The sequence below is a fragment of the Halomonas sp. C10-5 genome (assembly GCF_057169305.1).
This window is the reverse complement of sequence record NZ_CP175665.1, coordinates 2,822,423-2,844,859: the sequence shown is the minus strand read 5'-3', so window position 1 is coordinate 2,844,859 and position 22,437 is coordinate 2,822,423. Positions and strand designations below refer to the sequence as shown.

The following is a 22,437-nucleotide window of genomic DNA, read 5'->3' as shown; positions in this document are numbered from 1 at the left end:
CGACGCCTCGCGCTGACTCTACTTTCCTCTAATCAGGTCGCGGATCAGGCGCCGCCCCGGGTGCAGGTGGTCCACCAGCGGCTGCTCCAGGGGCAGCGGCTCGTCGCAGATCCGCGAGGCGAGCAGCTCGGCGCACAGCGGGGCGCTGGCCATGCCGCGGGAGCCATGGGCGGCGCTGACCCAGAGGCCCGCAGGGTGGCCGCCGGGTGTCTCGGGGATGCGCGTCGCGTCCTTGGCCAGTACCGCGTACTCCTCCCGCCAGGCGTCGGCGTCGGGCACCGGGCCGCAGTAGGGCGTCTTGTCGGGGCTGGCCGCCCGTACGCCGACCAGCGCGGTGAGATTCTCGGGGGCGAGGTCGGCGCCGGCGTTGCGCAGGGCGGCGACGAAGTGCGGCAGGCCGCGCTCCAGCTCCTCCAGATTGGCGCGGTGGTCGACCTCGCGTTCGCCGGTATCGGTATCGCCAGGCCCGAAGGTGGCCCCGAAGTTGAGCACCCCATCCGCCGCCGGAGGCACATAGCCGCCGGCGCAGACCACGCGTCCCAGCCGAGGCGCCCCCGCGGGCAGCGCGAGCTGGCTGAGCTGGCCGCGAACCGGCTGCAGCGGCAGCGAGGCGGTCTGGGCGAAGGTGGCCGTCTCGACGGCGCCGGCGATCACGACCTGATCGGCCGTGAGCGGCTCGCCCGTGGCCATCTCCAGCATCCAGCTACTCTCCTGCTGGCGGAGTGCCGCCACCTCGCCGCGCCGGAAGGTGACGCCAGGCGTTGCCGCCAGGCGCACGCAGAGCTCCATGGGCCTGACCCAGGCGGCGTCGGGATAGTCCAGCGCCGGGGCATCGATCCTGACGCCGGCGGCGGCGCTGGCCGCCTCGGCGTCCAGCCCCCGCACCACGCTCTCCGGCAGGGGGTGGTTGGCCAGGAAGCGTGCCTGACGCGCCTGCTCCTTCTCGCTCCGGGCCAGCTGCAGCACCCCGCTGGCCCGCCACAGCTCCTGCCGCGGATCGAGCCATGCCAGCCAGCGGCGGCTGTGCAGGAAGCCCGCCAGGTAGGTACGGCTCTGCCGGTTGGTGTCGGCGGCAAGCTTGACGTAGAGGGCCCCCTGCAGGTTGGTGCTGCCGAGATCGGCGCGCGCGAAGCGGTCGATCAGGGTGACGGCAATGCCGCGCCGGGCCAGGGCGGCGGCCGTGCTGGCGCCGGCGATTCCCGCACCGATGACCGCTACATGGCGGGGCGGCCGGGCGGTCGGCGGTGTGAACCAGGGCGTCTGTCGCCGGCGCTCATCCACGGGAGGCGTGGCGATCTCGCCGCACAGCATCTCGCGCTTGTGCCCGAACCCCGGTGCCTTGCGCCAGGCGAAGCCGGCAGCGGCCAGGCCGCGCTTGACCACCCCGGCGCAGCTGAAGGTGGCGAAGGTGGCGCCCGGCCGTGAGCGGGCCGCCATGGCCTTGAAGAGCTCGGGTTGCCACATCTCGGGGTTCTTCGCGGGGGCGAAGCCGTCCAGGAACCAGGCGTCGACCCGGCCGTCGAGCAGCGCCAGGCGCTCGGTGGCGTCGCCCAGGTGCAGGTCCAGGGTGACCCGCTCGTCGAGCCATAGCCGATGCACGCCGGCCACGGGTTCGGGCCACTGTGCCACGAGAGCCTCGCTGCGCTCGGCCAGGTCCGGCCAGGCGGCCAGCGCCCTGGCCAGGTCTTCGCGGCCGAGCGGAAACTTCTCGGTGGAGACCAGGTGCAGCCGCGCCTCGGCCGGGGCCTGGGCGTCGAAGCAGGCCCAGGCGCAGAGCATGTTGAGTCCGGTGCCGAAGCCGGTCTCGCCGACCACGAAGGGGCGCGGCTCCCGCCACTCCCTGAAGCGCTCCGCCAGGCGGTTGCCGGCGACGAAGACATGCTCGGTCTCGGCGCGACCGTCATGCCGGGAGAAGTAGACGTCATCGAAGGCGGGGGAGTGCGGGGCGGCCTCGCCGCTGGCATCGCTGCGCCAGTCGAGGCGAGCGGTTTCCAGGGCGGCGAGGGGCGGCAGGCCATCGGGGGCGGCGGTCAAGGGGAGCTCCGGAAGCGTTCAAAATTTGATCGGTCGCGCCGCGGGGCCGGGGCCAGGGGGCTGGCGAAAGGCATCCGCGGCGTTTCAACAGTGTTATCCACAGCGCCTGTGCAAAACCGGCTGTTGATAAGCAGCTCTTTTCAGGCCGCCGCTCTCAGGGGAGCACCTTCTTGAAGGGCTTCACCGTGACCTTGGCGTAGACGCCGGCGATCATGTAGGGATCGGCGTCGGCCCAGGCCTGAGCCGCCTTGAGGCTGTCGAATTCGGCGACCACCAGGCTGCCGGAGAAGCCGGCCTCGCCAGGGTCCTCGCTGTCGATCGCCGGGTGGGGGCCGGCCATCACCAGGCGGCCGTCGTCGCGCAGCGCCTCGAGGCGTGCCAGATGGTCCGGGCGGGCGGCCAGTCGGCGCTCCAGGCTGTTGTTTACATCCTCGCTGATGATCGCATAGAGCATGGGTGGCTTCCTTCTATGGGGGCGGCATTGCCGAGGGGCGGGCGTCATTGACCTGCACCGGATTGACCGGCATTGGCCAGGCGCGCACCATGGTAGGCCATTCTGACAAAGTCGCCGGTCGGCGTCATGCCAATGCCTCCACTTCCCGTTCGCTTCGAGGGTGACCCCGAGCCTCTCCGTATCGATCTGCACATGCACTCCACCGCCTCGGATGGCGCCCTGCCGCCCGCCGAGGTGGTGGCGTTGTGTGCCGCTCGGGGCCTGACCCATATGGCGCTGACCGACCATGACACCGTCGACGGCGTGGCTGAGGCCACCGCGGCCGCCGAGGAGAAGGGACTTGTGCTGATCGCCGGCTGCGAGCTTTCCACCCAGTGGCGCGGCATCGGCATCCATGTGGTGGGGCTGTTGCCCGACGGCGCCCGTGGCCCGCTGGTCGAGGGGTTGGCGGCACAAGCCGTGGCACGCGAGAAGCGTGCCGGGACCATCGCCTCACGCATGGAGAAGATCGGACTCGCTGATGCCCTGGCCAAAGCCCGGGAGCAGGCCGGCAGCGAGCGTCTCCTGGGGCGCCCCGACTTTGCCCGGGCGCTGGTCGCGGCGGGGCTGGTCCCCGATGTGGCGACCGCCTTCAGGAAGCACCTGGGAAATGGCAAGCCAGGCGACGTCAAGGCGCTGTGGCCGGATCTCGCCGAGGCGGTGGGCTGGATTGTCGATGCCGGCGGCGTGGCCGTGCTGGCCCATCCGCTGCGCTACTCCCTGACGCGGCGCAAGCGTGGCCTGCTGCTCGACGACTTCGCCGCCGCCGGCGGCCAGGCGGCCGAGCTGGTCAGCGGCTTCCAGAACCCCGACGTGACCCGCGACCTGGCGCGCCAGTTGCAGGAGCGCGACCTCTACGCCTCCCAGGGCAGCGACTTCCACTTTCCCGGCGGCCACCTGGCACCGGGCAGCATGAGCCCGGTGCCGCGCACCGCTACGCTACCGGTATGGACCCATCCGCGGCTGGCGCCGCGTCTCAATTCAGGAGCGTGACCACATGAGCCAGTTCTTCCAGATCCACCCCGAGAACCCCCAGAAGCGCCTGATCGACCAGGCGATCGGGATCATCCGTGCGGGCGGAGTGGTGGCCTATCCCACCGACTCCGGCTACGCCCTGGGCTGCCACCTGGGCGAGAAGAAGGCCATCGACAAGATCAAGTGGCTGCGCTCCCTGGACGACAAGCACAACTTCACCCTGGTGTGCTCCGACCTCTCCGAGATCGGCACCTATGCCAAGGTGGACAACGCCGTGTTCCGCCTTCTCAAGGCCCACACCCCCGGCGCCTACACCTTTATCCTCAACGCCACCACCGAGGTGCCGCGCCTGCTGCTGCACCCCAAGCGGCGCTCCATCGGCGTGCGCGTGCCTGACCACGCCATCACCCACGCCCTGCTCGAGGCCCTCGGCGAGCCGCTGATGAGCGTGACCCTGATCCCGGTGGGCGAAGAGTTGCCGATGACCGATGCCGAGGAGATCCGCGAGCGCTTCGGCGCCCACCTCGACCTGATCATCGATGGTGGCGCCTGCCATCTGGAGCCCACCAGCGTGGTGGACCTGCGTGACCTGCCGCCGGTGATCCTGCGCGAGGGGCGCGGCGACGTCGAGCCCTTCCGCGAGTAGGCCCGCGCGGCCTCAGCCCTCCTGCGGCGGCGAGGAGGCGTCGTTGCCCTTGCCGCCGTGCTCCTCCCACCAGGCCTCCTGCTCCTCCTCGGAGAGCTGCGGGTCGGGAGTGTCCTCATCCAGCCAGGTGCCGCACAGCAGGCAGTACTTGGCACGCTGCTCGTGGCGGTCGTGGCCGCAGCCGGGGCAGGCTTCGTCGGAGTAGCGGTCGGCACGGATCGAGCGAATCACCTCCGCCGAGAAGACCCCGGTGGGCACGGCGATGATCGAGTAGCCGATCAGCATCACCATTACCGAGATCGCCTGGCCCAGCGGCGTCACCGGCACGATGTCGCCGAAGCCTACCGTGGTCAGGGTGACGATGGCCCAGTAGATCGCCGTGGGGATGCTGGTGAAGCCGGCCTCGGCGGGTTCGATCAGGTAGATGATCGAGGCGAAGATCGAGACCAGCATGAACACGGTGAACAGGAACAGGAAGATCTGGTGGCTGCTGCGCTTCAGCGCTCCCACCAGCAGTCGTCCCTCGCCGACGAACTCCATCAGGCGCAGCACCCGGAAGATGCGCAGGGTGCGCAGCAGGCGCACCATCACCAGGGTCTGGGCCCCGGGCACGATCAGCGTCAGCCAGGTGGGCAGGATGGCGATCAGGTCGACCATGCCGTAGAAGCTCTTGAGGTACTGCAGCGGCCGCTCCAGGCAGTAGAGGCGTGCCGCCAGCTCCAGGGTGAAGGCGATGGTGAAGCCCCACTCCAGCCAGAAGAACAAGGTGCCGTAGTCGGCCCGCAGACTCTCGATGCTCTCCAGCATCACCACCAGCACGCTGGCGAGTATCGCCACGATCAGGGCGATATCGAAGCCCTTGGCCAGCGGGGTATCGGACTCGAAGATGATCTGGAAGACCCGGGTACGCAGGCCTTCGCCGGCGGGTTTGGGCAGGTGGTTCACGGGCGGCGTCCTTGTAGGTGGGGTCAGGCCAGGGGCTCACGGCCCGACAGGTGGTGCGACAACTGCAGCAGGCAGCGCCCGAGGGCAGGCGTCAGCCAGATATCATCGACCAGGGCGTCGGCGAGTGCACCTGCCGCCTCGCGTGTGACAGTGTCGCCCTGCGAGGCGAGTCGCCGGAAGGCCTCGCGAGCCGCCGCGTGGTACTCGGCGCGACCGCTGTCGGTGTGGGCGTCAAGTGCCACCACGGCGCGGTGCAACCAGGCCTGTGGCGAGCCCCCCTCGGGCAGGCGCCACTCGCCCGCGAGCAGGGCGCCGCCGCGAGCGGCCTTGCTGGTGTCCGAGGGACGCAGCGCCACGCGCTCGGCCAGGGCCTCGGCGAGCGACCACAGAGTGGCTGTCTCGCCTGCCTTGAGTTCGAGTTCCAGCTCGCGGATCGCCACGCGGCGATCCCCTGCGGTGATCTCGCCCTCGTCCAGCGCCAGCTCGATCGTTGCCCCGCGGTGCTCCAGTTGCCAGGTCTTGCGGCGAAAATCCGTGGTAAAGCGCGCCTCCAGGCGTTCCAGCACGTCCCGGCCCAGTGTGGCCGGCGGCAGCCCTGCCAGGCCGGCCAGGTCCAGCCCCGGTCCCGGGACCTGCCACTCCCACTCGCCGCGCCGCGACAGGCCGCCGCCACCCTCGCCGCGGGTCTTCACCGTCTGCAGCAGGCGGCCATCGAGCCGTCGCAGGCGCAGCGCCATGCGTGCCGCCTCCAGCTCACCCGCGGGGGTGTCGAAGTAGGTGTTGCCGAGGAAGACGACGCCGGGTGTGATGTCCGCGAGCAGGGGGTGATGGCGCAGGGCGTCGGGGCCTTCGGGACCCAGGGCAAGCTTCAGTTCGATCTCTTGACTCATGTGGCGGCGGCCTCGATCAGATGACGTTTGAATGAATATTTCATGACGATAGCAGCAGGGGTCACTATACTGTCGCCGCCATTTTCCAGGTTTCGAGATGCCCTATGGTGACATCCAATCCCTTCTCCGCGATGTTCGGTCGCTCGCCATTCCAGCCGTTGCTGACCCATATCGTCAAGACGAGCGAGTGCGCCGATCATCTGCTGCCGTTCTTCGAGGCGACCCTGGTGGGCGACTGGGAAGAGGCGGCGACCCACCGCGAGTCGATTACGCGCCTCGAGCATGAGGCCGATGAGCTCAAGACCGAGCTGCGCCTCAACCTCCCCAATACCCTGTTCCTGCCGGTGTCGCGCTCCGATCTGCTCGACCTGATCAGCGTGCAGGACAAGATCGCCAACAAGGTCCGCGACATCACCGGAATCATGCTTGGCCGGCGCATGCAGGTGCCCGAGGAGCTGGCCCAGCCGATGCGCGACTACATGCGCACCGCGGTTGCCTGCGTGGCCCAGGCTCGCCACGCCCTGGAGGAGCTCCGGGAGCTGCTCGAGTCCGGTTTCGGTCGCAACGTCAGCGACGTGATGCAGAAGCTGATCCGCGAGCTGCACCGCCTGGAGCAGCAGGCCGACGACCAGCAGATCGCCATTCGTCGCCAGCTGTTCGGCCTCGAGGATCGCCTGCCGCCGGTAGACGTGATGTTCCTCTACAAGATCATCGACTGGGTGGGTGAGCTCTCTGACCGCGCCGAGCGCGTGGGCAGCCGCCTGCAGATCATGACGGCCAACTGAATTCCACGGCCCCGGTGATCCCGGGGGCGCACCAGTACGCCATCCAACGACCGCAACGAGGGGACACATCCTCATGTCGATCATTGCGCAGCACGGCGAGATCTTCATCATCCTGGCCTGCCTATTCGGCTTCTTCATGGCCTGGGGTGTAGGTGCCAACGACGTCGCCAACGCCATGGGCACCTCGGTAGGCTCTCGCGCCATCACCATCAAGCAGGCGATCATCATCGCCGTGATCTTCGAGTTTCTCGGCGCCTGGCTGGCCGGCGGCGAAGTCACCAATACCATTCGCAAGGGCATCATCGATCCCGAGCTGCTCCAGGATGACCCGCAGCTACTGGTCTACGGCATGCTGGCGGCGCTGCTGGCGGCCGCGACCTGGCTGCTGATCGCCTCCATGAAGGGCTGGCCGGTCTCCACTACCCACTCCATCGTCGGTGCCATCGTCGGCTTCTCGGTGGCAGGCCTCGGCGCCGCCGCGGTGGACTGGGCAGGCGTGGGCAAGATCGCCGCCAGCTGGGTGGTCTCGCCGGTACTCGCGGGCACCATCGCCTTCACCCTGTTCAAGTCGGTACAGCACCTGATCTTCGAGGCCAAGGACCCCTTTGCCGCGGCCAAGCGCTATGTGCCGATGTATGTCTTCCTGGTCGGCTTCGCGGTGACCATGGTGACCCTGACCAAGGGCCTCAAGCACGTCGGCCTGGACCTCGGTTTCGGTGCCAGCCTGCTGCTCTCCATCCTCGCCGGCCTGCTGGTCGCGGCCCTGGGTGGTTTCATGGAGCGACGGGTGCAGGCCAGCAGCCGCAAGACCGACCAGTTCGGCTTCAGCGGGGTCGAGCGGGTCTTCGGCGTGCTGATGATCTTCACCGCCTGTGCCATGGCCTTTGCCCACGGCTCCAATGACGTGGCCAATGCGGTGGGGCCGCTGGCGGCGGTGATCAGCGTGGTACAGACCGGTGGCGAGATCGAGGCCGCGGCCCTGGTGCCCTGGTGGGTACTGGTGCTGGGCGGCGGCGGTATCGTCGTCGGCCTGGTCACCTATGGCCACAAGGTGATCGCCACCGTGGGCACCGGCATCACCGAGCTGACGCCCAGCCGTGGCTTCGCCGCTACCCTGGCCGCCGCGGTCACCGTGGTGCTGGCCTCGGGCACCGGCCTGCCGATCTCCACCACCCACACCCTGGTGGGGGCCGTGCTGGGCGTGGGCCTGGCCCGCGGCATGACGGCACTCAACCTGCGCGTGATCGGCACCATCGCCATGTCATGGCTGATCACCCTGCCCGCCGGTGCGGGCCTGGCGATCCTGTTCTTCTTCACCTTCAAGGGCATGTTCGGCTAAGCGTCGAGCGGCAAGCACCGAGCGACAGGAAACCCCGAAGGCCGAGGCCTCGGGGTTTCCATTTGTCGCGGCCGGTGCCACGCTGCCGCTTGGCCGCTGCCGCCGTTTTCATCGCTCTGCTATAGTCGTGGCTCCCCAGCTGCTATCGTTCACCCGCTGCCGGAGAGCGGCCCTTGGATACACGCTTCCCCTTCGTCGACTGGTTTCGCAACTCCTCGCCCTACATCAACGCCCATCGCGGACGAACCTTCGTCATCCTGATCGAGGGCGAGGCGATGGCGCGGGGGCGTGGCGAGCAGCTGGTACAGGACCTGGCGCTGCTGCACACCCTCGGCGTGCGGTTGGTGGTGGTGTTCGGCATCCGTCCCCAGGTGCAGCAGGCGCTGGAGGCCGCGGGAATCACGCCGGGACAGCACCAGGGACGCTGGGTCGCCGACGCCGAGGTGATGGCCTGCATCGAGCGGGTTGCCGCCGAGCAGCGGCTGTGGCTGGAGGCGCGTTTCTCGCTCGGGTTGCCCAACACGCCCATGCATGGCGTCGAGCTCACCGCGGTCTCCGGCAACCTGGTGATGGCCAAGCCACTGGGAGTTCGTGAAGGGGTCGATTTCGATCACAGCGGCGAGGTGCGTCGGGTGCGTACCCAGGCCATCGAGGGGCTGCTGGAAAAGGGGGCGCTGGTGGTGCTGCCGCCTCTGGGCTTCTCCAGCACCGGCGAGGTGTTCGATCTCGACGCCTCCGATGTGGCCCAGCACGCCGCCATGGCGCTGTCTGCCGACAAGCTGATCCTGCTCGGCGAGGCCAGCGGGCTGTTCGATGCCAGCGGCCAGCTGCAGCGCCAGCTGACTCCCGCCGAAGCGGGGCCGTTGCTGGCCCAGGCGGCGCCCGGCAGTGAGCTGGCGCGCCATCTGGAGGCCGCATGCCAGGCGGCCCGCCACGGGGTGGCGCGCACCCATCTGCTCTCCTGGCATGACCACGACGCCCTGCTCGGCGAGCTCTTCACCCGTGACGGTGTGGGTACCATGATCACCCAGCACCGCTACGAGCAGTTGCGCCCGGCGGAGCTGGCGGATATCGGCGGCCTGCTGGAGCTTCTCGAGCCCCTGGAACGGCGCGGCATGCTGGTGCCCCGCTCCCGGGAACGCCTCGAGCACGAGATCGACGACTACCTGGCGATCGAGCGTGACGGCATGATCATCGGCTGTGCGGCCCTGCACCGTTTCGACGATGCCGAGATGGGTGAGCTGGCCTGCGTGGCGGTTCACGACGACTACCGCGGCGGTGCCCGAGGCGAGCTGCTGCTCGCCGAAATCGAGCGGCGCGCCCGTCGCCTGGGGTTGTCGGCGCTGTTCGCCCTGACTACCCACACCACGCACTGGTTCTTCGAGCACGGCTTTCGTCTGGCCGACCTCGAGGCCTTGCCTCCACTGCGCCGGGACACCTACAACCACGCCCGCAAGTCCAAGGTGCTGGTCAAACCGCTGGGCTGAGCAGGGGTGTCGCCGTGTGGCGCCATGCGCGGCGCCACTGTCGTCGTATTGCGACCTCTCAAGCTGCTGAAAATAAAGACTTTCTCGAAATCCTCTTGCATGCCGTCGCCTCCTGGCGACGGATTGGCCCCCGAAATCCTCCCGTTATCTTCATCCTGCCGTCGTGCCAGATTCGTGTTGTATTTAACTATCTGAAAATAAGTGATTTTTCATTTTCTGGCACGGCTATCGCAATACTCTTGGTGAGCAACGAAAGCGGTTCATTACGGCTCGAACCGTTTCGATCACCGAGGGGGCGAAACCACGCTGCCCTGTGCCTCGCCTCCCCGGCGATCAGCGTCTGCTCCTAGCGATGTGTGACTTAGGTTGCGATGAGACGGGTACCGACACGGTCATGGACGCGTACCCCAAGGGCAAGGATGCCCTGGCATGGATGCCTCTCCCCCTTGCGGGGGATCGAATCGCGCAGTGGCGTTACGGCCCGACCCGATGCGGCCAGGCCGGACGACACTGCCAGACACGAAGCAGGGCGATGCGCCTGGCGCATCGTCCACATGAGGAAGGCCAGCCCCTGGTGGCAGATGGCTGACCCATGGCTTCGAGGGCCCTCCCCGGCCCGTTTGGAAGGGTGAGCGCTGGATGGATCAGGCCACCAGTGGTGATCCTTTCAGACCCTTCAGTTCCCTGCGTACTTGGGCCGGCCCTGCCGGCCCTTTTTTTCGCCGCTCGCCCGGGCTCGGGGGCGGGAGACACGGCTCCCGAGCAAACTCTGGTATTCTCAAGGTCCGACATGATGGCAGCCCCATCCACCGCCCCGCCCCTCGGCCTCCTGCAAAGAACGCTGGATATGACCACTCGAGTCGCGCGTCGCTGGCGCCCCCGCTCCCTGCTGCAGCTTGTGCTGATCGCCTTCCTGGTGGTGATGCTGCCGCTGGGCGTGCTGATGTTCCAGGCGGGCCAGGCGCTCACCGAGCTGACCCGGCTGGCCGATGTTAGCGCCCGCCAGGCGGTGGAGGAGACGCGCCGCGCCCGGACCCTAGGGGCGCTGGCGCTGGAGATGGAACGCAGCGCTCGTCAGTATGCGGTACTCGAGCAGGAGAGCCTGCTGGAGATCTACGCCGAGCGGCTCGAGGAGTACCGTCAGCTGCTGCAGCTGCAGCGAGAACTGCTGCCGGGCGATCCCGTCGTGGCGGACCTGGAGGAGCAGCTGACGCGCCTGGGCGAGCTGCCCGGGCTGACGCCGCAGGCCCTCGAGGAGCGCCTCGATGCCTTTCCGGCCTTCGCCGAGCGCACCGAGGCGCTGCGCCGCGCCACCAATCAACGCATCGATGCCCGCATCGATGCGATCCGCCAGCGGGCGAGTAGTGTGCAGGGCCGGCTGTGGTGGCAGACCGGTGCCCTGGTCTCTGCCAGCCTGGTGCTGATGCTGCTGTTCTCGTGGCTGATCATCCGCCCGGTGCGACAGCTGGAGCGGCGCATCCTGAGGATCGGCAGTGGCGCCCGCGATGAACCGCCACAACCGGTGCAGGGCCCGGCGGAGCTGATCAAGCTGGATGAGCGTCTCGACTGGCTCGCCTCGCGGCTCACCGAGCTGGAGGCCGAGAAGCAGCAGTTCCTGCGCCATATGTCCCACGAACTCAAGACCCCGCTGGCCAGCGTGCGTGAGGGCTCGGCGCTGCTCGCCGACGGCGTGGCCGGGGAGCTGACCCCGCAGCAGCTGGAGATCCTCGAGCTGATCGATGGCAGCGGCCGCGAGCTGCAGCGGCTGATCGAGCAGCTGCTCGACTACAACCTGCTGCAGCACAGCCGGCGAGTGGAGGTCGAACGGCTCGATGTTGCCACCCTGGTTCGCGAGGTGCTGGCCAAGCACCGCCTGGCCCTGGCCAACAAGGGGATGCGGGTCGAGAGCTTCGACGGCCCGGTGGAGTGGGAGCTGGACCGCACGGCGACCGGCCATATCCTCGACAACCTGGTGTCCAACGCTATCGCCTACGGTGCCGATGGTGGCGAGCTGGAGATCCGGGTCCGCCAGCGCCGCAATCGCCTGGAGCTGGAGGTGGCCAACAGCGGTGAGCCCATCGCCGAGGTCGACCGTCCGCGCCTGTTCGAGGCCTTCTACCAGGGGCGTACCCGCCGCAAGGGCCCGCTCAAGGGCTCCGGCATCGGTCTCTCGGTAGCGGCGGATTGCGCACGCCTCCAGCAGGGTGAGCTGGCGCTGGTGGAGGATCCGCGCCTGGCGGTCTGCTTCCGCCTGACGCTGCCGCGGGCCGTCCCGTCCATGCGAGACCACAACCTCACGCCTGCCGGGATGGCAGGCCAAGATGCAAGGAGCTGATGTCATGAATCTTCGCCCTCTGCTGGCCTGCCTGCTGGCCGTGTGGCTGGCCGGCTGCGAGTTGCTGCCCCGGGCGCCCTTCGAGCTGCCCTCCAGCCGCACCACCTCTGAGGCGGCCGCCTCGGCCAGCGGCTGCCATGCCGATCTGCCGAGCTTCGCCAACGAGGAGTGCCTGCTGAACGAGTGGATCGACCTGGGGCTGGCGTCCCAGCGTGGTGATCGTGTCTGGCGCCAGGCGATGCTCACGCGCCTGGAGGGGGACTCAACGGAGCGGCGCCTGGCCCGCGCCGTGGTGCTCGCCTGGGGCAACCAGAGCCAGTGGGAGCGCGCCTCGGAGCTCTACAAGGCCGATCTCGCCGCCGCGCCGGTGCTTCTGCAGCCGCTGCTGCGCTACTGGCTCAACGAGCTCGAGGGCCGTCGTGCCAGGGCCGGCAGGCTGAATGCCGCAGAGTCGGCTCAGGCACAGAGCGAGGCGAGCCGCGCGGCGCTGGAAGAGGAAAATGCCGACCTGGAGAAGAAGCTCGAGGCGCTGACCGCTATCGAGCGCAGCATCAACCTGCGTCAGCAGGCCGACGAGTGATGGAGGACCCGACGTGAAGAACCTGCCCCCCCTGCAAGCCCGCGCTGAATCGACACGGATGGCGGCCGCCGGGAGTGCCGGTCGTCGGCAACCTGCGCATATCCTGCTGGTGGATGACGACGTCAGCCTGCTCAAGCTGCTGGGCATGCGCCTGGAGAGTCGCGGCTACCGGCTGACCACTGCCGAGAGCGGCCGCGAGGCGCTACGCTCGCTGGAGGTCGATCGCCCCGACCTGGTGCTTACCGACCTGCGCATGGACGAGATGGATGGCCTGGCGCTGTTCCGTGAAGTACAGCGCGAGGCGCCGGGACTGCCGGTGATCCTGCTCACCGCCCACGGCTCGATTCCCGACGCCGTCGCCGCCACTCGCGAAGGGGTGTTCAGCTTCCTGACCAAGCCGGTGGACCGTGATGAGTTGTTCGAGGCCATCGAGGAGGCGCTGGCCCAGGCACCGGGGGTCACCCCCGAGGGTGACGAGGCCTGGCGCGCCGGGATCATCACCCACAGCCCCGAGATGGAGCGGCTGCTGGAGCAGGCGCGCATGGTGGCGGCTTCCGACGTCAGCGTGCTGGTGACCGGCCCCTCCGGCTCCGGCAAGGAGCTGATGGCCAAGGCCATCCATCGCGCCAGCCGGCGAGCCGACAAGCCCTTCGTGGCGATCAACTGCGGTGCGCTGCCGGAACAGCTGCTGGAGAGTGAGCTCTTCGGCCACGCCAAGGGCGCCTTCACCGGGGCGGTGAGCGAGCACCAGGGCCTGTTCCAGGCCGCCGATGGTGGCACCCTGTTCCTGGACGAGATCGGTGACATGCCGCTGTCGCTGCAGGTCAAGTTGCTGCGCGCCCTGCAGGAACGCCAGATCCGCCCATTGGGCTCCACCACCCAGGTCCCGGTGGATGTGCGGGTCATTTCCGCCACCCATCGCGACCTCGATCGCGCCATGAGCGAGGGGGAGTTCCGCGAGGATCTCTACTACCGCCTCAACGTGGTCAACCTGCGCCTGCCCCCGCTCCATGAGCGCGCCGAGGATGTGCCACTGCTGGCCAAGCATCTGGTGGCCCAGGCCGCCGAGCGCCACAAGCCCTTCGTCAAGGGTTTCTCGCCGGAGGCCCTCAAGCTGCTCGCCGCCAGTGCCTGGCCGGGCAACGTCCGCCAGCTGGTCAATGTGGTGGAACAGTGCGTGGCGCTGACCGGGACCGCCATCATTCCCGAGGCGCTGGTGGCCCAGGCCCTGGCCGCCGAGGAGCAGGCCCTGCCCACCTTCAACGACGCCCGGGCGGCCTTCGAGCGCCGCTACCTGATCAAGGTGCTCAAGCTCACCGAGGGCAACGTCACCCAGGCGGCGCGCATCGCCGGGCGCAACCGCACCGACTTCTACAAGCTGCTGGGGCGCCACGACCTGGAGCCCTCCACCTTCAAGCCCGAGCGCTGAGCTCCCTTCCAACGCAAGGCCCCCGCCGATTGGCGGGGGCCCGGGGCGACGCGCGGTGGGGCGCTTACTTCTGCGGCAGCTTGGCGCGACGCAGGTAGGGGAAGACGGTCTCGAACTCGCCGTACTTCGCCTTGGCGTCCTCGTCGGAGACGCTGGTGGGGATGATCACATCCTGGCCCAGGTTCCAGTCGGCCGGGGTGGCCACACCTTCGCCGTTGGCGGTCTGCAGCGCATCCAGCGCGCGCAGTACCTCGGCGAAGTTGCGACCGACGTTCATCGGGTAGGTCATGGAGAGCTTGAGCTGCTTGTCCGGACCGATGATGAACACCGAGCGGACGGTGGCGCTGTCGTTGGGGGTGCGGCCGTCCGGCAGGTAGGCATCGGCCGGCAGCATGTCGAACAGCTTGGCGACCTTGAGGTCCTCGTCGGCGATGATCGGGAAGCCGACGTCACAGCTGGCGAAGCTGGCGATGTCCTTGATCCAGCCCTTGTGCTCCTCGACGCCATCCACCGAAATGCCGATCACCTTGGTGCCGCGCTTCTTCCACTCCTCGCCGAGCTTGGCGACGGCGCCGAACTCCGTGGTGCACACCGGGGTGAAGTCCTTGGGGTGGGAGAACAGGATCGCCCAGCTGTCGCCGATCCACTCATGGAAACGGATTGGGCCTTGGCTGGTATCGGCTTCGAAATCCGGTACAACATCATTGATGCGCAGAGACATGGTGGTACTCCCTGTTGCGTGGTGATAAGCCCCCACCCGTGGCGGGGACGTCGTGAGGATATTCGACGTAACGGCATCTGGCCGATGGCGTCAAGACTTCTTGTGACTAAGCTTAGGTAGTTCTCTTTGGAATAACTATATTCCTAAAACTATCAGCTCGATTGTTCCCTGGCCTGCGGTTTGGTGTCGCGGCGGAGCACCTCCAGCGTCAGGCGCCCTTCGCCCAGTCGGGCGGTCAGGCGGTCGCCGGGGGCGGTGTCGTCGGCGCGACGTACCACGTGTCCCTGCTGGTCCTCGAGGATCGCGTAGCCGCGGCCGAGCACCGCCAGCGGGCTGACCGCCTGCAGCTCCCGGGCCACCCCGGCCAGGCGCTCGCGATGGCGCGCCAGCTCTCGCGGTGCGACGGTGGCCAGGCGCCGTCTGGCCGCCTCGAGCCGACGTTCGGCCAGCGTCAGCTGGCGGCCGGGAGGATGTGCCGCCAGGCGGCGCTTCAGCTGGCTCTGGCGGCGCCGGGCCTCGGCCAGGCGTGCCTGGATGGCACGCGTCAGTCGCCCGGTGAGCTGGGCCAGGGCCTGGCGCTGACGTTCGAGCCCCTCGCCGGGGTGGCGCAGCCGCGCACGCAGGTGATCCAGCCGCTGGCCCTCGGCGTCGAGGCGTGCCTGAACGGCTCGCAGCAGGCGAGACTCCAGGGCCTCGAGACGCTGGGCGAGCTCGCGGCGATCCGGCACCAGCCGCTCCGCGGCGGCGGAAGGCGTGGGGGCTCGCGCATCGGCGGCGAAGTCGGCGAGGGTCACGTCCACCTCGTGGCCCACCGCCGACATCACCGGCAGCCGTGAGTGGAAGATCGCTCGAGCCAGGTGCTCGTCGTTGAAGGCCCACAGGTCCTCCAGGCTGCCGCCACCTCGGGTGAGCAGGATGGCATCCCGGCTCGGGTCGAGGCTCGACTGGCGATTGAGCAGGCCCAGCGCCGAGATCATCGCCGGCACAGCCTCTCGTCCCTGCACCGCCACCGGGATCAGCGTCACGTTGACCATCGGCCAGCGGGCGGCGAGCACCGCCAGTACATCACGGATCGCCGCGCCGCTGGGCGAGGTGACCACCAGCAGGTGGCGCGGGGGGCAGGGCAGGGGACGGGCGTTGGCGAACACGCCCTCGCCGGCGAGCCGGGCCTTGAGTCGCTCGAAGGCCGCCAGCAGCTCGCCCACGCCGGTGGCCTGCACCGCCTCGGCGATCAGCTGGTAGTCGCCCCTGGGCTCGAAGATCGACAGCCGCCCGCGGACCTTGACCCGGTCGCCGTCGCGCATGGGCGCGCCCACGAAGCGCGCACGGTTGCGGAACAGGGCGCCGCGCAGCTGGGCCTGCTCGTCCTTGAGGGTGAAGTAGACGTGGCCGGAGCTCGGCCGTGACACCCCGGAGAGCTCACCCTCGACCCAGACCTCGCCGAAGCGTCCCTCCAGCAGCTGGCGGGCGCTGCGGTTGAGTTCGCTGACGGAGAGGGGCGGGGCGTCGGGGTGCTGCATGGCGTCGGCTCGGTTGGCATCAGGCGTTCAGGGTAGCATGACGTCTCGCTGGACAGTGACGTGACCCGCCCCCGGCCGTTATAATGGTGGATTAACTTCACCTGCCCCTTCTTCCCACCAGCTCACTGGGTGTTGCCGATATGCTACGTATGGCCCAAGAAGCCCTGACGTTCGATGACGTCCTCCTCGTGCCCGGCTACTCCGATGTCCTGCCCAAGGATGTCAGCCTGCGGACCCGACTGACCCGCGACCTCTACCTCAATATCCCGCTCGTCTCCGCCGCCATGGACACCGTCACCGAGGCGCGCCTGGCCATCGCCATGGCCCAGGAGGGCGGCATCGGCATCATCCACAAGAACATGACCATCGCCCACCAGGCGGCCGAGGTGCGCAAGGTCAAGAAGCACGAGAGCGTGATCGTCAAGGACCCGGTCACCGTGGGGCCCAAGGCCAAGCTCGAGGACCTGCTGGCCATGGCCCAGGAGCACGGCTTCTCGGGTTTCCCGGTGGTCGAGGGCGAGACCCTGGTGGGCATCGTCACCGAACGTGACATGCGCTTCCAGCCCAACCACGGCGACAGCGTGGCGGACATCATGACCCCCGGCGAGAAGCTGGTCACCGTGCCGGTAGGCACCGACCTTTCCGTGATCAAGAGCAAGATGCAGGAGCACCGCATCGAGAAGATGCTGGTGGTGGATGACGCCTTCCGCCTGCGTGGCCTGGTCACCTTCCAGGATATCGAGAAGGCTCGCACCTTCCCCAGCGCCGCCAAGGATGCCGACGGCCGCCTGCTGGTCGGCGCCGCCGTGGGCACCGGTCCCGAGACCCCGGATCGCATCGCCGCCCTGGTCGAGGCCGGTGTGGACGCGATCATCATCGACACCGCCCACGGCCACTCCAAGGGCGTGATCGACCGCGTGCGCTGGGCCAAGGAGCACTTCCCGCAGATCCAGGTGATCGGTGGCAACATCGCCACCGCCGAGGCGGCGAAGGACCTGGCCGAGGCCGGCGCCGATGGCGTCAAGGTGGGTATCGGCCCCGGCTCCATCTGCACCACCCGCGTGGTGGCCGGCGTCGGCGTACCGCAGATCACCGCCGTCTCCAACGTCGCCGCGGCCCTGGCGCCCTATGATATCCCGCTGATCGCCGATGGCGGCGTGCGCTTCTCCGGCGACCTGGCCAAGGCCGTGGCCGCCGGCGCGAGTGCGGTGATGGTGGGCGGCCTGCTGGCCGGCACCGAGGAGGCCCCCGGCGAGATCGAGCTCTACCAGGGCCGCACCTACAAGGCCTACCGCGGCATGGGCTCCATGGGTGCCATGGCCCAGAGCCAGGGCAGCGCCGACCGCTACTTCCAGGACAAGGACGCCGGTGCCGAGAAGCTGGTGCCGGAAGGCATCGAGGGCCGCGTACCCTACAAGGGCATGATGGGCGCCATCGTCCATCAGCTGATGGGCGGCCTGCGTGCCTCCATGGGCTACACCGGCTGCCGCGACGTCCAGGAGATGCGCACCAAGCCGCAGTTCGTGCAGATCACCGGTGCCGGCTTCGCCGAATCCCATGTGCACGACGTGCAGATCACCAAGGAAGCCCCCAACTACCGCGCGGGTTGATACACGCTTGACGCCGGGAGGCTTGAAGCTGGAAGTGGCCGCGCCGCTTCCAGCTTTCGTGTTTCCGGGCCGTTCGCCTCTCAAAGGAAAGGCCAGATGACCGACATTCACGCCCACAAGATCCTGATCCTCGACTTCGGCTCCCAGTACACCCAGCTGATCGCTCGCCGGGTGCGCGAGATCGGCGTCTACTCCGAGGTTCGTGCCTTCGACATCAGCGAAGCCGAGATCCGCGAGTACGCCCCCAACGGCATCATCCTCGCCGGCGGCCCGGAATCCGTCACCGAGCTCGACTCGCCCCGTGCCCCGGCGTGCGTGTTCGAGATGGGCCTGCCGGTGCTGGGCATCTGCTACGGCATGCAGACCATGGCCGAGCAGCTCGGCGGCGCCGTGGAGGGCTCACACGTCCACGAGTTCGGCTATGCCCAGATCCGCCTCGACGCCGAGACGGCGCTGTTCCGCGACATCTCGGACCATATCGATCACGAGACCGGCCGCAACCTGCTCGACGTCTGGATGAGCCACGGCGACAAGGTCTCCCGCGTGCCCGCCGAGTTCACCGTTACCGCCTCCACGCCGAGCTGCCCCATTGCCGCCATGGCCTGGGAGGAGAAGCGCTTCTTTGGCGTGCAGTTCCACCCCGAGGTGACCCATACCCTGCAGGGCCAGCGAATCCTCGAGCACTTCGTGATCGATATCTGCCAGGCCGAGTGCAACTGGACCCCGGCCCAGATCATCGAGGACCAGATCGCCCGGGTGCGCGACCAGGTGGGCGACCGCCATGTGCTGCTCGGCCTCTCCGGCGGCGTCGACTCCTCGGTGGTGGCGGCGCTGCTGCACAAGGCGATCGGCGACCAGCTGACCTGCGTGTTCGTCGACAACGGCCTGCTGCGCAAGGCCGAGGGCGACCAGGTGATGGAGACCTTCGCCCGCCACATGGGCGTGAAGGTGATCCGCGTGGACGCCGAGGACCTATTCCTCGACAAGCTGAAGGGCGAGGCCGACCCCGAGGCCAAGCGCAAGATCATCGGCAACACCTTCATCGACGTGTTCGACGCCGAGGCCGCCAAGATCGAGGGTGTGGACTTCCTGGCCCAGGGCACCATTTATCCGGACGTGATCGAGTCCGCCGCCGCCAAGACCGGCAAGGCCCATGTGATCAAGTCGCACCACAACGTGGGTGGCCTGCCCGAGACCATGAAGCTCAAGCTGGTCGAACCGCTGCGTGAGCTGTTCAAGGACGAGGTGCGCAAGCTCGGCGTCGAGCTCGGTCTGCCCTACGACATGGTCTACCGCCACCCCTTCCCGGGGCCGGGCCTGGGGGTGCGCATCCTCGGCGAGGTGAAGAAGGAGTACGCCGATATCCTGCGCGAGGCCGATGCCATCTTCATCGAGGAGCTGCACAGGGCGGACTGGTATCACAAGACCAGCCAGGCCTTCGCGGTCTTCCTGCCGGTCAAGTCCGTCGGCGTGGTCGGCGACGCCCGCCGCTACGAGTGGGTCATCGCCCTGCGTGCCGTGGAGACCATCGACTTCATGACCGCCCGCTGGGCCCACCTGCCCTACGAGCTCCTGGAGACGGTCTCCAACCGCATCATCAACGAGATCAGCGGCGTATCCCGCGTGACCTACGATGTGAGCAGCAAGCCGCCGGCCACCATCGAGTGGGAGTGATCCTCCACGGCTGATGGTGTCATTCCGAACCCGCCCTCAAGGCGGGTTCGGCGTCTTTAGACTGGTGTGGGAGAAGGGGCTTTCGCGACCCGCGGCGTTCGGGGCACCATGACCCTAAGACCGTTGCCGGGATACCACCATGATCAGACTCCACCACTGCGTCAGCGCACGCTCCTTCCGTCCCCTGTGGCTGCTCGAGGAGCTGGGGCTACCCTATGAGCTGGTGATGCACGCCTTCCCGCCGCGGATGCACGACGAGGCCTTCCTCGAAATCAATCCGCTGGGCACGGTGCCGGCGTTCTTCGACGGCGAGGTAGCCATGACCGAGTCCGCGGCCATCTGCCAGTACCTCGCCTCGAGGCTGCCCGAGGCGGGGCTGGAGGTGGCGCCGGGCGAGCCCGCCTATGGCGACTACCTGAACTTCCTGCACTTCGGCGAGGCGACCCTGACCTTCCCCCAGACCCTGGTACTGCGCTACGGCCAGTTCGAGCCGCCGGAGCGCCGCCAGCCCCAGGTGGTGGAGGACTATGCTCGCTGGTGTCTCTCCCGCCTGCGCACCCTGGAGCCTCGACTCGAGCGTGAGCCCTTCCTGTGCGCGGGACGTTTCACCGCCGCCGATGTCTCGGTTGGCTATGCGCTGCTGCTGGCCAGCCATGTCGGCCTGAGCGAGCGCTTCAAGCCTGCCGTTTCCGCCTACTGGGAGCGCCTGCAGCGGCGCCCGGCCTTTCGGCGTGCCTTGGCCGTGGAGCGAGAGGCGGCCCTGGCTCAGGGCGTCTCGCCCGAGCCGGCCATGGCGGCGGGCAGGTCTTTCTGAGGTCTTGAGGGAGCAGGCATCGATTGACAGCGCCGTGTGGCCGGGCATCAATGGACGGACCCCGCTGCGGGGCTATCGGGAGAGACCACGATGGATCGGCAAGATGATGACCTCAACCATGGGCCCCAGCTGCTGCATGATGAGCTACCCAAGGAGCATGAGGACCCGCTGATCCGCCGGCTGCACCTGGTCATCCGCTTCGCCATCAAGGTGCTGGCGGTGCTGATGGTGCTGGTGATCATCTGGGGCGTGCTGGACGTGATCTACGTGCTCTACTCGCGCTTCATGGCACCGCCGGTGATGCTGTTCGAGGTCAGCGATATCTTCATCATCTTCGGCGCCTTCATGGTGGTGCTGATCGCCGTCGAGATCTTCATCAATATTCGCCTTTACCTGGGCACCAACCTCCTGCCCATCCGGCTGGTGGTGGCCACGGCGTTGATGGCGATAGCCCGGAAGGTGATCATCCTGGATATCGCCACCGTCACGGCACAGCAGATGCTGGCGATAGCCGCCGTGGTGCTGGCGCTAGGCGTGACCCACTGGCTGGTGGGCAAGGAGAATTAGGTGCCGGCGATCAGCGCCAGCCCATCGGCCAGTGGAAGTGCAGCGGGCGCGAGTGCTCAGAGCCTGACCAGCATCTTGCCGGTATTGGCACCTTCGAACAGGGACAGGAAGGCGTCCGGCGTGCGCTCCAGGCCCTCCTCGATGGTCTCCGTGTAGTCGATCTCGCCATTGGCGACCAGGGGGCCGACTTCCTCCAGGAAGCGCGGATAGTCGTCCCAGTGATCGAAGATGATGAAACCCTGCATGCGGGCGCGGCGGATCAGAATCATCGCCAGGTTGCCGGGGCCTGCGCTCGGTGATTCCTCGTTGTAGCGGGCAATCATTCCGCAGACGGCGATGCGCGCGCCGACCTTGAGGGTGTTCAGCGCCGCTTCCAGGCAGGTGCCGCCGACGTTCTCGTAGTAGACGTCGAATCCCTCCGGGCAGGCGCCCTGCAGGGCCTCGGTGAGCTGGGCGGCGTCCCTGTCCCGGTAGCTCACCGCCTTGATGCCGTGGGACTCCAGCCACTCGAGCTTCTCGGCGGACCCGGCGATGCCGACCACGGTGCCGCCCCTGGCCTTGGCCAGCTGCACGGCAAGCGACCCTACCGCGCCGGCGGCGCCGCTGACCAGCACGTTGTCACCGTCTTTCATCTCGGCGATCCGGTTGAGGCCTGTCCAGGCAGTCATGCCCGGCATGCCGAGCACGCCCAGGTAGGCCTGCTCGGGCACGTCGATGCCCGGCAGCGGCTCGACCTGGTCGCCCGGCAGCTGGGCGATGTCGCGCCAGCCGCCCATGTGGCGGACCCGGTCGCCCACCGCCAGGCGCGCGTGGCGCGACTCGATCACTTCGCCCACCGCGGCGCCTTCCAGTGGCTCGCCGATGGTGAAGGGGGCGATGTAGGTCGTTACGCCGCTCATGCGCCCGCGCATATAGGGGTCCACCGACAGCCAGGTGTTGCGGATGCGCACCTCGCCCTCGGCCAGGGCGGGCAACTCGGCCTCGTGCAACTCGAAAAGCTCGCGTCCCGGCGTACCCTGGGGGAAGCCGTTGATGGTGAAGTAGCGTGACTGCATGGTGTCGTTCCTTCACGTGATGAGTAGCCCGCCAGTCTATGCCAGCGAAGAGGGCCCCCGTCAATTTCGCCGAGAACCGGCGGGAGATCATGGGCGTCGAGGGCAATGCGCCGGCAGGCCGCAGGGCAGGCACACAACGAAACAGGGCCCGCCGAAGCGGGCCCTGTCGCACGAACCCTGGGGTTCGTCAGCGTTTCTGATCGGGGATCAGAGCGGCTTGATGTTCGAGGCCTGAAGGCCCTTCTTGCCCTGGGTCACGTCAAAGGAGACGCTTTGACCTTCCTGCAGGGACTTGAAGCCGTCAGCCTGAATTTCGGAGAAATGGGCGAAGACGTCATCACCGCCGTCGGACGGAGAGATGAAGCCGAAGCCTTTAGAATCGTTGAACCACTTCACGGTACCAGTCGTCATGTTAAATCCTTTCGCGCTTAGCGCCTTGCAAAGTTCCTGGTGTCACCCAGATGTATAGCGGGTAAAACAAGAATGATCATACAGGCGGTCGAAAGAATTCGAATGCTGCTGAAACCATGCTGCTTGC

Annotated in this window: 20 protein-coding genes; 12 read left to right on the top strand and 8 right to left on the bottom strand. The window is 67.9% G+C overall.

Going from position 1 to position 22,437, the window contains the following annotated elements; all coding sequences use genetic code 11:
* Positions 1 to 18 precede the first annotated feature (18 nt).
* Complete coding sequence (mnmC, locus tag ACJ7IV_RS13275; protein ID WP_483864798.1) at positions 19 to 2,034, bottom strand: bifunctional tRNA (5-methylaminomethyl-2-thiouridine)(34)-methyltransferase MnmC2/FAD-dependent 5-carboxymethylaminomethyl-2-thiouridine(34) oxidoreductase MnmC1; 2,016 nt, start codon at positions 2,032 to 2,034, stop codon at positions 19 to 21.
* Positions 2,035 to 2,188: 154 nt separating this feature from the next.
* Positions 2,189 to 2,488, bottom strand: a complete 300-nt coding sequence (locus ACJ7IV_RS13270; RefSeq protein ID WP_483864797.1) for a YciI family protein — start codon at positions 2,486 to 2,488, stop codon at positions 2,189 to 2,191.
* A 126-nt stretch (positions 2,489 to 2,614) separates the two neighbouring features.
* Here ACJ7IV_RS13270 and ACJ7IV_RS13265 point away from each other — a divergent pair, with 126 nt between their 5' ends.
* Positions 2,615 to 3,520 (top strand): PHP domain-containing protein, encoded by a 906-nt coding sequence (locus ACJ7IV_RS13265; protein WP_483864796.1) that lies wholly within the window; start codon positions 2,615 to 2,617, stop codon positions 3,518 to 3,520.
* A 4-nt stretch (positions 3,521 to 3,524) separates the two neighbouring features.
* Complete coding sequence (locus ACJ7IV_RS13260; protein ID WP_483864795.1) at positions 3,525 to 4,148, top strand: L-threonylcarbamoyladenylate synthase; 624 nt, start codon at positions 3,525 to 3,527, stop codon at positions 4,146 to 4,148.
* A gap of 12 nt (positions 4,149 to 4,160) precedes the next feature.
* On the opposite strand, the gene ACJ7IV_RS13255 is transcribed toward ACJ7IV_RS13260, so the two are convergent.
* Complete coding sequence (locus ACJ7IV_RS13255; RefSeq protein ID WP_483864794.1) at positions 4,161 to 5,093, bottom strand: ion transporter; 933 nt, start codon at positions 5,091 to 5,093, stop codon at positions 4,161 to 4,163.
* Between the two features lie 23 nt (positions 5,094 to 5,116).
* Positions 5,117 to 5,983 carry a CYTH domain-containing protein gene (locus tag ACJ7IV_RS13250; protein ID WP_483864793.1) on the bottom strand — a complete coding sequence of 289 codons (867 nt, stop codon included), beginning with the start codon at positions 5,981 to 5,983 and terminating at the stop codon, positions 5,117 to 5,119.
* Positions 5,984 to 6,087: 104 nt separating this feature from the next.
* Between ACJ7IV_RS13250 and ACJ7IV_RS13245 the strand changes: the two genes are divergently transcribed.
* The 6 genes from ACJ7IV_RS13245 to glrR all read left to right on the top strand — a co-directional run bounded on the left by ACJ7IV_RS13245 (position 6,088) and on the right by glrR (position 13,938).
* Positions 6,088 to 6,768, top strand: a complete 681-nt coding sequence (locus tag ACJ7IV_RS13245; protein WP_483864792.1) for a TIGR00153 family protein — start codon at positions 6,088 to 6,090, stop codon at positions 6,766 to 6,768.
* A gap of 73 nt (positions 6,769 to 6,841) precedes the next feature.
* The gene (locus ACJ7IV_RS13240) at positions 6,842 to 8,107 is read left to right on the top strand and encodes an inorganic phosphate transporter (RefSeq protein WP_483864791.1); all 1,266 of its coding nucleotides are present in this window, start codon (positions 6,842 to 6,844) and stop codon (positions 8,105 to 8,107) included.
* Positions 8,108 to 8,280: 173 nt separating this feature from the next.
* Positions 8,281 to 9,594 (top strand): amino-acid N-acetyltransferase, encoded by a 1,314-nt coding sequence (argA, locus tag ACJ7IV_RS13235; protein WP_483864790.1) that lies wholly within the window; start codon positions 8,281 to 8,283, stop codon positions 9,592 to 9,594.
* A gap of 847 nt (positions 9,595 to 10,441) precedes the next feature.
* A complete protein-coding gene (locus ACJ7IV_RS13230) occupies positions 10,442 to 11,929 on the top strand; it encodes a sensor histidine kinase (RefSeq protein WP_483864789.1) in 1,488 nt (495 codons plus the stop codon).
* A gap of 4 nt (positions 11,930 to 11,933) precedes the next feature.
* The gene (locus ACJ7IV_RS13225; RefSeq protein ID WP_483864788.1) at positions 11,934 to 12,509 is read left to right on the top strand and encodes a hypothetical protein; all 576 of its coding nucleotides are present in this window, start codon (positions 11,934 to 11,936) and stop codon (positions 12,507 to 12,509) included.
* Between the two features lie 58 nt (positions 12,510 to 12,567).
* Entirely contained in the window at positions 12,568 to 13,938 is a 1,371-nt protein-coding gene (gene glrR, locus ACJ7IV_RS13220) for a two-component system response regulator GlrR (protein WP_232912112.1), read from the top strand.
* A gap of 64 nt (positions 13,939 to 14,002) precedes the next feature.
* On the opposite strand, the gene ACJ7IV_RS13215 is transcribed toward glrR, so the two are convergent.
* Together ACJ7IV_RS13215 and xseA are read right to left on the bottom strand one after the other, a co-directional pair.
* Positions 14,003 to 14,659 (bottom strand): peroxiredoxin, encoded by a 657-nt coding sequence (locus ACJ7IV_RS13215; protein ID WP_232912087.1) that lies wholly within the window; start codon positions 14,657 to 14,659, stop codon positions 14,003 to 14,005.
* Between the two features lie 152 nt (positions 14,660 to 14,811).
* The gene (gene xseA, locus ACJ7IV_RS13210) at positions 14,812 to 16,179 is read right to left on the bottom strand and encodes an exodeoxyribonuclease VII large subunit (protein ID WP_483864787.1); all 1,368 of its coding nucleotides are present in this window, start codon (positions 16,177 to 16,179) and stop codon (positions 14,812 to 14,814) included.
* 140 nt (positions 16,180 to 16,319) lie between these two features.
* Here xseA and guaB point away from each other — a divergent pair, with 140 nt between their 5' ends.
* The 4 genes from guaB to ACJ7IV_RS13190 all read left to right on the top strand — a co-directional run bounded on the left by guaB (position 16,320) and on the right by ACJ7IV_RS13190 (position 20,844).
* Entirely contained in the window at positions 16,320 to 17,789 is a 1,470-nt protein-coding gene (gene guaB / locus ACJ7IV_RS13205) for an IMP dehydrogenase (protein WP_213312134.1), read from the top strand.
* Between the two features lie 96 nt (positions 17,790 to 17,885).
* A complete protein-coding gene (guaA, locus tag ACJ7IV_RS13200) occupies positions 17,886 to 19,463 on the top strand; it encodes a glutamine-hydrolyzing GMP synthase (protein WP_161431191.1) in 1,578 nt (525 codons plus the stop codon).
* A 139-nt stretch (positions 19,464 to 19,602) separates the two neighbouring features.
* Entirely contained in the window at positions 19,603 to 20,277 is a 675-nt protein-coding gene (locus ACJ7IV_RS13195; RefSeq protein WP_483864786.1) for a glutathione S-transferase family protein, read from the top strand.
* A gap of 90 nt (positions 20,278 to 20,367) precedes the next feature.
* Positions 20,368 to 20,844 carry a phosphate-starvation-inducible PsiE family protein gene (locus ACJ7IV_RS13190; RefSeq protein WP_483864785.1) on the top strand — a complete coding sequence of 159 codons (477 nt, stop codon included), beginning with the start codon at positions 20,368 to 20,370 and terminating at the stop codon, positions 20,842 to 20,844.
* A gap of 56 nt (positions 20,845 to 20,900) precedes the next feature.
* Here the strand turns inward: ACJ7IV_RS13190 and ACJ7IV_RS13185 are convergent, their stop codons facing one another.
* Entirely contained in the window at positions 20,901 to 21,899 is a 999-nt protein-coding gene (locus ACJ7IV_RS13185; RefSeq protein WP_213312140.1) for a zinc-binding dehydrogenase, read from the bottom strand.
* A gap of 207 nt (positions 21,900 to 22,106) precedes the next feature.
* Positions 22,107 to 22,310: a cold-shock protein gene (locus ACJ7IV_RS13180; protein ID WP_161431197.1), complete on the bottom strand. Its 204-nt coding sequence runs from the start codon at positions 22,308 to 22,310 to the stop codon at positions 22,107 to 22,109.
* Positions 22,311 to 22,437: the final 127 nt, after the last annotated feature.

What these genes read in the sequence shown, in the direction of transcription:
- ACJ7IV_RS13240 (WP_483864791.1), top strand. Translation starts at nt 6,842, where the DNA reads ATGTCGATCATTGCGCAGCACGGCGAGATCTTCATCATCCTGGCCTGC.
- guaA (WP_161431191.1), top strand. Translation starts at nt 17,886, where the DNA reads ATGACCGACATTCACGCCCACAAGATCCTGATCCTCGACTTCGGCTCC.
- ACJ7IV_RS13195 (WP_483864786.1), top strand. Translation starts at nt 19,603, where the DNA reads ATGATCAGACTCCACCACTGCGTCAGCGCACGCTCCTTCCGTCCCCTG.
- ACJ7IV_RS13180 (WP_161431197.1), bottom strand. Translation starts at nt 22,310, where the DNA reads ATGACGACTGGTACCGTGAAGTGGTTCAACGATTCTAAAGGCTTCGGC.
- ACJ7IV_RS13215 (WP_232912087.1), bottom strand. Translation starts at nt 14,659, where the DNA reads ATGTCTCTGCGCATCAATGATGTTGTACCGGATTTCGAAGCCGATACC.
- ACJ7IV_RS13265 (WP_483864796.1), top strand. Translation starts at nt 2,615, where the DNA reads ATGCCAATGCCTCCACTTCCCGTTCGCTTCGAGGGTGACCCCGAGCCT.
- ACJ7IV_RS13225 (WP_483864788.1), top strand. Translation starts at nt 11,934, where the DNA reads ATGAATCTTCGCCCTCTGCTGGCCTGCCTGCTGGCCGTGTGGCTGGCC.
- ACJ7IV_RS13185 (WP_213312140.1), bottom strand. Translation starts at nt 21,899, where the DNA reads ATGCAGTCACGCTACTTCACCATCAACGGCTTCCCCCAGGGTACGCCG.
- ACJ7IV_RS13260 (WP_483864795.1), top strand. Translation starts at nt 3,525, where the DNA reads ATGAGCCAGTTCTTCCAGATCCACCCCGAGAACCCCCAGAAGCGCCTG.
- ACJ7IV_RS13270 (WP_483864797.1), bottom strand. Translation starts at nt 2,488, where the DNA reads ATGCTCTATGCGATCATCAGCGAGGATGTAAACAACAGCCTGGAGCGC.
- ACJ7IV_RS13250 (WP_483864793.1), bottom strand. Translation starts at nt 5,983, where the DNA reads ATGAGTCAAGAGATCGAACTGAAGCTTGCCCTGGGTCCCGAAGGCCCC.
- glrR (WP_232912112.1), top strand. Translation starts at nt 12,568, where the DNA reads ATGGCGGCCGCCGGGAGTGCCGGTCGTCGGCAACCTGCGCATATCCTG.
- ACJ7IV_RS13245 (WP_483864792.1), top strand. Translation starts at nt 6,088, where the DNA reads ATGGTGACATCCAATCCCTTCTCCGCGATGTTCGGTCGCTCGCCATTC.
- xseA (WP_483864787.1), bottom strand. Translation starts at nt 16,179, where the DNA reads ATGCAGCACCCCGACGCCCCGCCCCTCTCCGTCAGCGAACTCAACCGC.
- guaB (WP_213312134.1), top strand. Translation starts at nt 16,320, where the DNA reads ATGCTACGTATGGCCCAAGAAGCCCTGACGTTCGATGACGTCCTCCTC.
- ACJ7IV_RS13230 (WP_483864789.1), top strand. Translation starts at nt 10,442, where the DNA reads ATGACCACTCGAGTCGCGCGTCGCTGGCGCCCCCGCTCCCTGCTGCAG.
- ACJ7IV_RS13190 (WP_483864785.1), top strand. Translation starts at nt 20,368, where the DNA reads ATGGATCGGCAAGATGATGACCTCAACCATGGGCCCCAGCTGCTGCAT.